This window comes from Rhizobium sp. ERR 942 (assembly GCF_007828395.1).
GTDB lineage: Bacteria > Pseudomonadota > Alphaproteobacteria > Rhizobiales > Rhizobiaceae > Rhizobium > Rhizobium dioscoreae.
The window spans coordinates 492,501-504,270 of the sequence record NZ_VIUA01000005.1; the positions used below are offsets into that span (position 1 = coordinate 492,501).

An 11,770-nucleotide genomic window follows, 5' to 3' on the forward strand; every position below is an offset into this window, starting at 1 on the left:
GCGCGATGACAAGGAAGCCGGATCGATACAATTCGTTTTCGGCGCTTCGCGAGCATGAAATCGAGGGCTTCGGCTATCGTATCCATCTCGAGGATCGATCATCGCATGTCGCCGTCATCGCTCCCCATGGCGGTTTCATTGAGCCCGCCACATCCGAAATCGCTCTGGCGATCGCCGATGAGAGGTACTCACTTTATCGTTTCGAAGGGCTCGATGCGGCGAGGCTTCATCATGAGATGCACATCACCTCCGAAAATTTCGATGAACCGATAGCAAACGGCTTGGTGGCCAGTTCGTCGATCGTCGTCGCCGTTCATGGGCGAACGGATCGAGATGATCCGCTGACGAGCTGGATAGGCGGTCTCGACACATCGCTTCGCGACCGGATCATCGAAGCATTGCGGCTCAATGGTTTTGCTGCGGCCGCGAGAGTGAAAGGGGAGGCGCTTGCCGGCGCTTCCACCGGCAATATCTGCAATCGCGGCAAGCGGCAGGCCGGCGTCCAGCTCGAAATTCCGAGAGGCGTCAGGGATATTCTCATGAAAGACGCACAAAAGATGGAGCGATATGCGTCTGCGATCCGTAGCGCGATCGATGAATTCGATCGCGTGCTTTCGTCAGGCGAGGGCTTTTAGGCGGCCATCGCCTGCTTGCCCTCGAAGACGAGATCGAGGAATTCCGATAGCCAGGCCTTGAGAGCTGCGTCAAAGATCATGCGGCCTTCGAGATGCTCGCGGCCCTGCTGGGCGTTCGGCATGCAGAAGCGATGCTCGCCATGCACGACCCAGCGCTGCATCATGGCGCGCGTGAGCTCGGCATGAAACTGCAGACCCCAGGCATTGGCGCCATAGCGATAGGCCTGGTTGGGATAGGTCTCCGCTGTCGCGAGCAGATCGGCGCCGTGCGGCAGTTCGAAGCCTTCGCGGTGGAAGTGATAGACCATCTGCGGCCAGCGCATCAGCAGCCGGCCCTTTTCCGTCGGCTGCAGCGCATACCAGCCGATCTCGGTCTTGCCGTCGTCTCGCGCCTTCACCTTGGCGCCGAGGTGGCGGGCGAGCAGCTGCGCGCCAAGGCAGATGCCGAGATAGGGGCGGTTTTCCTTAAGCGGTACTTTCAGCCAGTCCGTCTCGGCCCTGATGAAGTCATCCGGGTCGTTGGCGCTCATCGGACCGCCGAAGATCACGGCGCCGGCATGTGCTTCGAGCGTCGAGGGCAGGGGATCGCCGAGGACCGGATGGCGGATATCGAGATCGTAGCCTTTCTCCAGCAGCATCTGGCCGACGCGGCCGGGGCTGGAGCGCTCCTGATGCAGGACGATCAATATAGGGCGGCCGGCGCTCTTCGGCGCTTCAATCATCATTGCCTGTCTCCACCCTCGGGCCGGGTGCGCGTGCGGCTGCTTCCTGGCGCTTCATGATGCGCTCGCGATCGGAAATGCCCATGAGGTCGGCGATCCGCCAGATTGCATGATCTTCCATCTCGCTGCGCTCGCCGTCGGCATAGACGATGTCCCAGAGGATGCCGAGCAGTTCGAGCCGCTGGGTGCTGTCGAGATGACGCTTCAGATCCGAGGTAAAACGATAATAATCGACCGCCTCGCTTTCCGCTTCCTCGCCGGCAGCGATCAGCTGGTCGAGCTGGCGCCCATCGAGACCATATTGGTCCTTCAGGAGCTTGCGCAGCCGTTTCTTTTCGCTGTTCTCGATCTTGCCGTCCGCCTCCATGACCTGGATGCACAGGGCCGCCACCGCGACACGCGGGTCGTCGGGTGCGAAGCCGGATCTGGGGTGGTCCTGGGTCAGGTTATGAAGGAATTCCTGAAAGCGTTCGAACATCCGTTTCCATTCTTAAAGCAGGCAGAGCAAGGTTCTTGGGGCACCATGCTCAATTCTTTTTGTCTTCCCGCAATTCCGGACGCAAAACCGCCGCGCAGTTTTGCCGGAATTGCTCTAAAACAACTTGAGCCGTGTCTTGGGCTCCGGTTCAAGCTTATGATCCTTCACGCCCGGATCATCCGGCGCGCCGCCGAAAAAGGGCCGGGGTTCCTCACCCTGCTGCGCCGGCTTTGGCGTGGCCTCCGAGGGGCTTGAAGCGGGTTTCGTCACGGCAGGTTCCAATTCCATGACATAGGTATCGGTGGCCGGCGATGCAACTTTCGGTGAACTTGGCTTTGCCGCCGCGGTTGCGGGGACGGCCTCGCGCACCGGCGGCAGCGATTTCAGCGCCGCATCGACCGACACCGTGGAGCCTTCTTCCACCGGCCCATCGATCTGGCCGAAAGGCGCCTTCCATTCGAAGGCATCGAGACGGCCCGTGATCGGCGACAGCGGCAGCCATTTTTCCGAGACGAAGCCATCGGCAACCCAGGCCGGATCGCGCGGCGCGCGCAGCGCCTGCGCCATCCAGTGGCGGATGCGGCCCTGATCGCCGGTTTCGGCCTCTTCGATGTCGGCGAGAAGCAGGAAAGCGCCTTCGCGCGCATCGATCCTTGCGGCTGCTTCTGCCTTGGCCCGAGCCTTGGCAAAATCGCCGGCATCCATCGCCGCCTTTGCGGTCAACAGCAGAGCTTCGACATTGTTCGGGCGGATCGCCTCCAGCCGCTCGGCGCGCTTCAAACGGTCAAGAACGGAATCGCCACTGCGAGCTCGCACATATGCCCTGCCGACTTCGGGATGCGGCTGCGCCTTCCAGACCTGCTCGAGGATGGAGGCAGCCTTGCGTACCTTGTCTTCACGGAACAAGGCCTTGGCCGCGATCAGCGCTGCGGGCACGAAATCGTCCACAAGCTTCAACGCCGCCAAAGCATCGTCGCGCGCGCCTGTCGGATCGCTCTCCAGCTTGTCGTTGGCGCGGGCCGTCAGCAGCACGGCGCGTTGACGGTTGGCCGTGGCCTTGTCGACGACATGAGCGACCTTCTGCTGGTCCAGCAGCTTGATGGCATCATCCCAGCGGCCGGCCTGGCTGCGATATTCCAACGTCGCCTGCGCCGCCCATGGCAGGTAGGGCGCCTGGTCGGCGGCCTTTTCGGCATATTGCCGCGCCGCTTCATGCGCGCCGAGGCGCTTGGCTTCGAGATAGAGGCCGCGCAGGCCAAGCTCGCGCGTTTCCGGATCATTGGCCATCTGTTCGAACTTCTGACGGGCCTCGTCATGCTTGCCTTCGATCAGGGCAGCCTGGGCTTCAAGCAGGTTGATGAGCGGCTCCTGATCGGCGCGGATGAGGCCACGGCTGCGGGCCGCCATCTTGCGGGCGAGCAGCGAATTGCCGGCACCGGCGGCGATCAGGCCCGTCGACAACGCTTGATAGCCGCGATCGCGCTTGCGGGCGCGGAAATAGCGAGTAACGGAATAGGGCGAAGTCCAGATCAACCGCACGAACCACCAGACGATCATGACGGCGGCCACGATCGCAATCAGGATCGCGGCGGCCACGATCAGTTTCGTCTGGTAAAGCTGCCCTTCCCAAACCAGCGAGAGATCGCCGGGGCGATCCGCGAGCCACGAAAAGCCATAGCCGAGAGCCAGAACGAGAATGGCGAAGATAAGCAGTCTGATCATTGCTACACTCCGTCCTTAGTTCTGTTTCCCGGTATTGGCGATCGCCTTCGACAGGGCATCGCTTACCAGGTCCTCAACGCGGATGCGGGCTTCCAGAGATTGCTTGAAGGCGGCCGATGCGGATTTTCCGGCATCGGGCAGGCTGTTCCACTCGGTCACCGCGCCCGGCAGATCGCCGTTCCTGACCTTATCCTCGAAACGCGCGGCGATGGCATCGATGCTGTCGCCGGGCACATTGCCGACGGGGCGGACCTGCACCAGCGATTTCGCTCCCGACATCAGCCGGCTGCTCCAGCTCTGGTTCGGATCGTCGGTCTGCGCGGTGGCGACGATTGCGGTCGCGACATCGGAAACCTGGCGGATCAGGTCGGCACGGGAGGGCACGCCGGTCTGGGCGAAATTCTTGAGATCTGCAACGGCTGGATCGTCCGGCGCAACATTGGCAAAGGTGTCGAGCTCAGGCTGGAAGGGGCCGCCGCGGTCGATTGCCGCCTTCAACGCTGCAGCTGCGATGGCGCGGGCAACCGCGCTTTCCTGGCTCGGTCCGCTCAACTTCTTTTCAGCGTCGTCAAGACGCTTGCTGACTTCGGCATCTGAGGTTGCCTGGCTCTGCGTTGCCTTGCTGAGATCCGATTTCAGCTGCTCCACCTCGCTGGTGAGCGAAGCGATCTTCTGGTCGGAGGCGGGATTAGGGATGCCAGCCGAGCCATTTGCCGAAGCGCCGTTGGCAGCGCTCGCCTCAAGTGCTGCGACGCGGGCCGTCAGTGCTTCGTCCGGCTTTGCGGTTGGTGCGGCGGCGAGATTGGCGATGCTCTGCTTGAGACCGTCGATCTCCGCATTCAGTGCGGCGATCTCGGTTGCGCTGTCCTTGCCTGTGCGGCCGCCAGGCAGGAAGCCCGCATATTGCAAGGCGCCGGCGCAAATGAGGGCGATCAAGCCGCCGGTGATGCCGGCCGCGATAAGGCCTGATGTCGAACCCTCGCGCGACGGCGGACGCTCGGTATGAGGCGGATGGTCGGCATGGGACGGTGGAGGATCGGCCTGCTGCGCAGCGGCCGTTTGCGGCTCTTGCGGTGCGGCGCCGAAGATCGACTCCTGAGCTTCTTCGCGAAATGGCTCCTTCTCCGCTTCCAGCGGCATTTCCACTTCATCAGCCGAGGAGCCGCCAAGCTCGCCATGGCTGCGCTCAGTCAAATCTTCGGGAGCTGCGTCCTGCGCAGTTTTTTCGGCTTCCAGATCAATCGTGACCGGTTCGTCGTTGGGCTTCGAATGGTTAGGCGTTTTTCGCGATACCATGAGGTCCTCTTTATCATGCGCTGCAACGAAGTTAGACAGACAAGGCGATTATGGAAAGGCCTTACATCAAAATTGCGACCTTAGGCGTGGATCAGAAGCGCCATAAGCCGGTCTTCATTCGGCATGTCGGCAATATCGACATGGGATCGCATCGGCTCCGGAACTGCGCTGGCGATGGTTTCGCTCAGGCAGAGAAATCGTGTTTCAGCAAGGATGCCGGGGTTGTGCCGAACGAATGGCAGGCTGAAAAAGCGTTTCGCCGTCTCCTGGGAATAGAGCAGTACGGCGTCCGCACGGGTGTCGGCGAAAAGCCGGCGAAGAATGTTGTCGTCTGGGACGATATTCTGCATCCGGTAGCATTCGATGGTCAGGAAAGGCAGGTGTCGCTCAGCCAGTCCGGCTTCGAAGCCAGCCGCTCGCGGAGACCCCGCAAGATAGAGAAGGGGGCCGTCGTTCAGGCCTGAAGGATGGCCGGAGATCATGGCAGCAAGCTCTGTGCCGCCGCCTTCGGATATGGCGATATTGCTGAATCCGAGATCAGCCGCTTCTTTGGCTGTCGCCTTTCCCACGGCAAAGAGGCGACGACCAAGATGAGGCGCAAGATCGGAATCCAACAGCGAAAGCGCCCGGATCGCCTCGGCGCTGGTGACGGCGACGGCGCCCTGCGTGGCAAGAAGCGCTCGTCTCGCCTCCTCGGCATCGTGGACAGGTTCGGCCAGCGGCAGCAGCAGGGGTTCATGTCCCATCTGCGCCAGCCGCCGCATGGTGCGCTCACCCGAATGCTGAGGGCGGGTGACGACGACGCGCATCCTTTGTCAGGTCCAGTCTTCGAAGAAGGTGCTGCCGGCTTCGGCGCGGATCGCCTGGCCGGCATTGATTCCGAGCGCCTCGGCATCGCGGCGGTGGCCCTCGATCGTGGTCGTGTGTACCTGCTTGCCATCCGGGGTGAGGATCATGCCGAAGAAGCGCAGATGATCGCCTTCGCAAATTGCGTAGCCGGCTATCGGTGTGCGGCAGGAGCCGTCGAGAGCGGCCAGGAAGGCGCGTTCGCAGGATACGGCATCGAAGGTCGGCGCGTCATTGACGGCGGCGAGCAGATCATTCATCCGCGCGTCGTCGATGCGGCTTTCGATTGTGATCGCGCCTTGCGCGGGCGCTGGAGGGAATTCGTCCGGGTCGAGAATATCGGTGATGACCTCGACCATGCCGAGCCGCTTCAGGCCGGCCAGCGCCAGCAAGGTCGCGTCGGCCTGCCCCTCTTCCAGCTTGCGCAGGCGCGTCTGGACGGAGCCGCGGAAGGTGATGACATTGATATCAGGGCGCAGACGGCGGATCAGTGCTTGGCGGCGCAGCGACGCAGAGCCGACGGTGGCGCCGTGCGGTAGCTCGATTAGTTTCGGCGCGGTGCGGCCGATGACAGAATCGCGGATATCTTCGCGCGGCAGATAGGCGGTGAGCGCCAAGCCTTGGGGCAGTTTCGTCGCCATATCCTTGGCCGAGTGCACGGCGAAGTCGAGTTCGCCCGACATCAGCTTTTCTTCCAGTTCCTCGGTGAACAGGCCTTTGCCGCCGATTGCCGCCAGCGACCGGTCGGTGATGCGGTCGCCCTTGGTGGTGAGAACGACGATTTCGAACATCTCCTCCGGAAGGCCATGGGCCGCCATCAGGCGGTCGCGCGCTTCTCGCGCTTGGGCGAGCGCCAGCGGGCTGCCCCGCGTGCCGATCCGGAAAGGTTTTGTTTGCATCCGCTTTGATCCGTTGTTACCGACAGTTCCCGTAACCATATTTCCGCTTTATCGCAATCGACCTGTAGGCAACGAACTTTCTCCATGGCATCCGTTCTTCGTATTCTCGGCATCGAAACAAGCTGCGACGAAACCGCCGCGGCCATTGTCGAGCGTCGGGATGACGGCACGCCCAATGTCTGTTCCGATGTCGTCCTCAGCCAATTGGACGAGCATAGCGCCTATGGCGGCGTCGTGCCGGAAATTGCCGCGCGTGCGCATGTCGAGGCGCTCGATACGCTGATCGACGAAGCATTGAAACGCGCCAATGTGTCGCTCTTAGACGTCGATGCCATTGCCGCCACATCCGGTCCCGGCCTCATCGGCGGTCTGCTCGTCGGCCTGATGACCGGCAAGGCGATCTCACGTGCGACAGGCAAACCATTATACGCCATCAACCATCTGGAAGGCCATGCCTTGACCGCGCGGCTGACGGACGGACTTGCCTTTCCCTATCTCATGCTGCTCGTTTCCGGCGGCCATACCCAGCTGATCCTGGTGCGCGGTGTCGGCCAATACGAGCGCTGGGGCACGACCATCGACGATGCGCTCGGCGAAGCCTTCGACAAAACGGCGAAGCTTCTGGGACTGCCCTATCCCGGTGGCCCGGCCGTAGAGGCAGCCGCCAAGAATGGCAATCCGGACCGTTTCGATCTTCCGCGGCCGCTGGTCGGCGAGACGCGCCTCGATTTTTCCTTTTCCGGCCTGAAGACGGCGGTGCGGCAGGCGGCGACGGCGATCGCGCCTGTCACAGAGCAGGATATCGCCGATATCTGCGCCTCCTTCCAGAAGGCGATCTCGCGCACGCTGAAGGACCGGATCGGCCGCGGCCTGCAGCGCTTCAAGGCGGAGTTTCCGAAGACGGCGGAACAGCCGTCGCTTGTCGTGGCCGGCGGTGTCGCCGCCAATCTCGAGCTGCGCCGCACGCTGCAGGAGCTTTGCGATGCCAATGGCTTCCGTTTCATCGCGCCGCCATTGAGGTTGTGTACGGACAATGCCGTCATGATCGCCTGGGCTGGATTGGAGCGGATGGCGACGGGTGCGGCGCCTGATGATCTCGATGTGCAGCCGCGCTCGCGCTGGCCACTGGATCAGAAGGCGGAAACTCTGCTCGGGCGCGGCAAACGGGGAGCAAAGGCATGAGCAGCAACGAGCGGATCGCAGTCATCGGCGCCGGCGCTTTCGGCACGGCGCTCGCAGCCGTCATTGCACTGACCGGCCGCAGCGACGTCACCCTCGTCGGGCGAAAAGCCGGCCTGATGGCGGATCTTGCAGCCGATCGCATGCATGATGCCGTCCTGCCGGGGATTGCGCTTCCGGATTCTTTGAAGTTCTCGGCCGAGGCGGATGCCGTTTCCGATGCGGACATCGTCCTCTTTGCCATGCCTTCGCAGGCGCAGGCCGATGCTGCCAAACATTATGGGCCTTATCTTGCCAAGGATGCCGTCGTCGTCACCTGCGCCAAGGGTATCGACAAGGTTTCCGGCGATCTGTTGACCGACATGCTGGAGCGCGAACTGCCGGAGCATGTCATCGCCGTTCTCTCCGGGCCGGGCTTTGCCTCCGACATCGCCAAGGGCCTGCCGACTGCCATGGCAATCGCCGCGGCAGACATGGCGGTGGCGGAACGGCTTGCCCAGGCGATTTCCGGCCCGACCTTCCGCCTCTACGCCTCGGATGACCGCATCGGCGTGCAGCTCGGGGGGGCGCTGAAGAATGTCCTCGCGATTGCCTGCGGTATCGTCGAGGGTCGGGGTATCGGCGATTCCGCCCGTGCGGCGCTGATCAGCCGCGGCCTTGCCGAGATGTCGCGCTTCGTCGCGGCCAAGGGCGGCAAGGCTGAAACCGTGCGCGGCCTATCGGGTCTTGGCGACCTCGTGCTGACGGCGACCAGCCATCAATCCCGCAATCTGCGTTTCGGCATTGCTCTTGGTAAAGGAGAAACGGTTGACCCAACGCGTGGCACGCTGGTCGAAGGCGCCTACGCCGCCTCCATTGCCGCGCGGCTCGCCCACGAACTTGGCGTCGACATGCCGATCACCGACGCGGTGTCCGCCATCATCGACGGCAAGCTCGACATAGCCACAGCCATCGGGCAATTGATGACGCGGCCGATCACCACGGAATAGTTTCTGGGGAATATTTTCTGAATATCTGAAGGAGCCAAGCAATGCTGTTTGCCTTTGTCTGCAAGGACAAGCCCGGTCACCTGAATGTCCGCATGGAGACGCGCCCGGCGCATTTGGAACATCTGAATAAGCTCAATGCCGAGGGCACGCTGAAGATGGCGGGTCCGTTCCTCGACGCGGAAGGCAAGCCGAATGGCAGCCTCGTGATCGTCGAGGCGGAAAGCGTCGAAGCGGCCAAGGCGCTTGCCGATGCCGATCCCTATACGAAGGCCGGCTTGTTCGAGAGCGTCGAGATCAAGCCGTTCAACTGGGTCTTCAACAATCCGGAGGCATGAGAGATGGCGCATTGGCTTTATAAATCCGAGCCGTCCTCCTGGTCCTGGCAGCAGCAGAAGGATGCCGGCGACAAGGGAACGGAATGGACCGGCGTGCGCAACTATCTCGCCCGCAACAACATGCGGGCCATGCAGATCGGCGACAAGGGCTTCTTCTATCACTCCAATGACGGGCTGGAGGTCGTCGGTATCGTCGAGGTCTGCGCGCTGGCGCATCCGGATTCGACCGCGAAGGATGATCCGCGCTGGGAATGCGTCGACATCCGCGCCGTCCGCGACATGCCGAAACCCGTGACTCTCAAAGACATCAAGGCCAATCCGAAGCTTGCGCAGATGGCGCTCGTCACCTCCATGCGGCTTTCGGTGCAGCCGGTGACGGATGATGAATGGTTGGAAGTCTGCCGCATGGGCGGGCTGGACAACCCGCCGGCCTGATTCCGCCTTGTTGGGCAGGTGGGAGATTCATTGAAAACCGATCCGGAAAGCTTCATCCGCGCAAATACCAGCCTGATGGCGCCGCCGCATGTGCCGGAAGTCCGGCTGCATCTGGCAAGCGAGGCGCATGAGCTGTGGCTGAAGACGGAAGAGGAGCTGGAAGAGATCGGCCTGCCGCCGCCCTTCTGGGCCTTTGCCTGGGCAGGCGGCCAGGGTCTCGCGCGCTATATACTCGATCATCCGGAGATCGTTGCCGGCAAAAAGGTGCTGGATTTTGCCAGCGGCTCCGGACTTGTCGCGATTGCCGCCAAGCGAGCGGGTGCGGCCCATGTGCTGGCCGTCGATATCGATCCGTGGGCGGGCACGGCGATCCGGCTCAATGCTGCTGAAAACGGTGTAGCCCTGGACTTTTCCGGCGACAATATGATCGGGCAGGCCGTGGATGAGGGCGTCATTCTCGCCGGCGATGTCTTCTATGATCGCGATTTTGCCGCGCGCCTCGTTCCTTGGCTAAGACGTTTGGCGGGCGACGGGAAGAGGGTTCTGGTCGGCGATCCCGGCAGGGCCTATCTTCCCAAGGATCGTCTGCAAGAGCAGGCGACCTATCAAGTGCCGGTGACGCGCGCGCTTGAGGACAGCGAAGTCAAGAAAACGACGGTCTGGCGATTTCTCGCCGATTGAGAATCATCAATGCCGGATGACGCAGACGCCCGCTTCGTATGAGCAGGGATTGTCGGCATAGCGGACATCGATGACCTTCGCCTTCGGTCGCAGCTGCGCCGCAGCGGTCCGGGCATAGGGATTGTAGCCGCCATAGCCGATAACATAGGTGCCGCCATCAGCCCGATAGACGTCGGCCGAACCGGCATAGCTGCCGGCGCTTGCCGCATCGCGTCGTTCCATGATCACGATCCGGGCGGGTTGCTGCCCTGAACCCTGCGGTTGGGATATCTGGTTGAGGCGCACGATGCGGGAGCGGTTGTGATGGTGCCAGTGGCGATAGTCGCCGGCTGAAGTCGGCGTCGAGGAAAGAGCGGCTGCCGCTAAAACGAGCGCTGCTGCCTTGAAAAGATGCGGGGCCATGATTCGATCCGCTTCGGTTCGTTAATGAAATCTTAACGGCAGATTGCCCGAAGACCGCAGCGAAGTCCATGTCAGGCTTGCCGAAATGGTAAATGGGCCGGAATGGGAGGCTCTTCTCTGCATGCTCGCTAAAGTGCAGAGCGATCCGAATCGATTAAATTCGATGCAGGCATCAATTGTGCTTGTCGATGGCCGTCTGTGTGATTAATGGTCGCAATGATGCAACGCACACTGCGCATCCCCGCGCGCGCGTTGCCCCCGATATCCGGGTTCTAAGCGTATCGTAACGCCGCGAGGTTCTGATGGCGAACGTCACACAAAACCGGCCTCTGTCGCCGCATCTGCAAATCTACAAACCTATCCCCACCATGGTCATGTCGATCGTCCACCGCATCACCGGTGGCGCGCTCTACTTCGGCACGGTGCTGGTCGCCTGGTGGCTGATCGCCGCGGCGACGGGTCAGGGCTATTTCGATCTGGTCAATTGGATCATGGGTACGATCATCGGCCGCATCATCCTGCTCGGCTACACCTGGGCGCTGCTGCACCATATGCTGGGTGGCTTTCGTCATTTCATCTGGGATCTCGGGCATGGTTTCGATCCCGCCGTCTCGACGAAGATGGCCAAGTTCACGCTCATCGGCTCGATCTGTCTGACCGCGCTGGTCTGGATCATCGGCATCGTCATCCGGCTGGGTTGATTGGCATGATCGCTCCCGGAAGCGCCTGGGCACATTTCGGGATCATGCTTTAAAGGATATTTCTCATGGATATGCGCACTCCTCTGGGCAAAGTCCGCGGTCTCGGTTCCGCCAAGGAAGGTACCGATCATTTCTGGCGCCAGCGCCTGACCGCCGTTGCCAATGTTCCACTTTTCCTCTTCTTCGTCATCTTCCTGATGATCTATGCCGGCGCGCCCTACGCTGAAGTCGTGCATGCGATCTCGAATCCGATCGTCGCCGTCATCTTCGCCCTGATGGTGATCTCCGCCCTCATTCATATGAAGATCGGCATGCAGGTCATCATCGAGGACTATGTTCATGGCGAATTCGCCAAGATCGTCCTTCTCATGCTCAACACGTTCTTCGCGATCGTCGTGGCGGGGCTCTGTCTTTTCGCCATTCTGAAGATCGCGTTCGTAGGATAATTGC

The 11,770-nt window shown here is 61.8% G+C and carries 15 protein-coding genes; 8 read left to right on the forward strand and 7 right to left on the reverse strand.

Going from position 1 to position 11,770, the window contains the following annotated elements:
• Positions 1-5 precede the first annotated feature (5 nt).
• Entirely contained in the window at positions 6-635 is a 630-nt protein-coding gene (locus FBZ97_RS22430) for a poly-gamma-glutamate hydrolase family protein (protein WP_113354329.1), read from the forward strand.
• Here FBZ97_RS22430 and FBZ97_RS22435 read toward each other — a convergent pair.
• From FBZ97_RS22435 to hemC, 6 genes are all read right to left on the reverse strand, one after another.
• Complete coding sequence (locus FBZ97_RS22435) at positions 632-1,357, reverse strand: glutamine amidotransferase (RefSeq protein WP_113354444.1); 726 nt, start codon at positions 1,355-1,357, stop codon at positions 632-634. The two genes, FBZ97_RS22430 and FBZ97_RS22435, sit on opposite strands and share 4 nt — an antisense overlap.
• Positions 1,350-1,835 (reverse strand): TerB family tellurite resistance protein, encoded by a 486-nt coding sequence (locus FBZ97_RS22440; RefSeq protein ID WP_069613367.1) that lies wholly within the window; start codon positions 1,833-1,835, stop codon positions 1,350-1,352. Before FBZ97_RS22440 ends, FBZ97_RS22435 begins: the two co-directional genes overlap by 8 nt.
• 114 nt (positions 1,836-1,949) lie before the next feature.
• Entirely contained in the window at positions 1,950-3,557 is a 1,608-nt protein-coding gene (locus FBZ97_RS22445) for a heme biosynthesis protein HemY (RefSeq protein ID WP_113354328.1), read from the reverse strand.
• 15 nt (positions 3,558-3,572) lie between these two features.
• Positions 3,573-4,853, reverse strand: coding sequence for a COG4223 family protein (locus FBZ97_RS22450; protein WP_113354327.1), 1,281 nt, complete (start codon positions 4,851-4,853; stop codon positions 3,573-3,575).
• 80 nt (positions 4,854-4,933) lie between these two features.
• A complete protein-coding gene (locus FBZ97_RS22455) occupies positions 4,934-5,662 on the reverse strand; it encodes a uroporphyrinogen-III synthase (protein ID WP_113330713.1) in 729 nt (242 codons plus the stop codon).
• Between the two features lie 6 nt (positions 5,663-5,668).
• Positions 5,669-6,598 (reverse strand): hydroxymethylbilane synthase, encoded by a 930-nt coding sequence (gene hemC / locus FBZ97_RS22460; RefSeq protein WP_113354326.1) that lies wholly within the window; start codon positions 6,596-6,598, stop codon positions 5,669-5,671.
• 84 nt (positions 6,599-6,682) lie between these two features.
• Here hemC and tsaD point away from each other — a divergent pair, with 84 nt between their 5' ends.
• From tsaD to FBZ97_RS22485, 5 genes are read left to right on the forward strand one after another with little or no spacing between them, the layout of a single operon-like run.
• Positions 6,683-7,780: a tRNA (adenosine(37)-N6)-threonylcarbamoyltransferase complex transferase subunit TsaD gene (tsaD, locus tag FBZ97_RS22465; protein WP_113354325.1), complete on the forward strand. Its 1,098-nt coding sequence runs from the start codon at positions 6,683-6,685 to the stop codon at positions 7,778-7,780.
• On the forward strand, positions 7,777-8,766 hold the full coding sequence (locus FBZ97_RS22470) for an NAD(P)H-dependent glycerol-3-phosphate dehydrogenase (RefSeq protein WP_113354324.1): 990 nt from the start codon (positions 7,777-7,779) through the stop codon (positions 8,764-8,766). The genes tsaD and FBZ97_RS22470 overlap by 4 nt, the downstream gene beginning before the upstream one ends.
• A 41-nt stretch (positions 8,767-8,807) precedes the next feature.
• Positions 8,808-9,101 (forward strand): YciI-like protein, encoded by a 294-nt coding sequence (locus FBZ97_RS22475; protein ID WP_113354323.1) that lies wholly within the window; start codon positions 8,808-8,810, stop codon positions 9,099-9,101.
• A 3-nt stretch (positions 9,102-9,104) separates the two neighbouring features.
• Entirely contained in the window at positions 9,105-9,536 is a 432-nt protein-coding gene (locus tag FBZ97_RS22480) for an EVE domain-containing protein (RefSeq protein ID WP_113354322.1), read from the forward strand.
• Positions 9,537-9,566: 30 nt separating this feature from the next.
• On the forward strand, positions 9,567-10,217 hold the full coding sequence (locus tag FBZ97_RS22485) for a methyltransferase (RefSeq protein WP_113354321.1): 651 nt from the start codon (positions 9,567-9,569) through the stop codon (positions 10,215-10,217).
• A 6-nt stretch (positions 10,218-10,223) separates the two neighbouring features.
• Here FBZ97_RS22485 and FBZ97_RS22490 read toward each other — a convergent pair whose 3' ends face one another.
• Entirely contained in the window at positions 10,224-10,619 is a 396-nt protein-coding gene (locus tag FBZ97_RS22490) for a hypothetical protein (protein ID WP_113354320.1), read from the reverse strand.
• Between the two features lie 302 nt (positions 10,620-10,921).
• Between FBZ97_RS22490 and sdhC the strand changes: the two genes are divergently transcribed.
• Positions 10,922-11,320, forward strand: a complete 399-nt coding sequence (gene sdhC, locus FBZ97_RS22495) for a succinate dehydrogenase, cytochrome b556 subunit (protein ID WP_113354319.1) — start codon at positions 10,922-10,924, stop codon at positions 11,318-11,320.
• Positions 11,321-11,385: 65 nt separating this feature from the next.
• Positions 11,386-11,766: a succinate dehydrogenase, hydrophobic membrane anchor protein gene (gene sdhD / locus FBZ97_RS22500; protein ID WP_113330705.1), complete on the forward strand. Its 381-nt coding sequence runs from the start codon at positions 11,386-11,388 to the stop codon at positions 11,764-11,766.
• Positions 11,767-11,770: the final 4 nt, after the last annotated feature.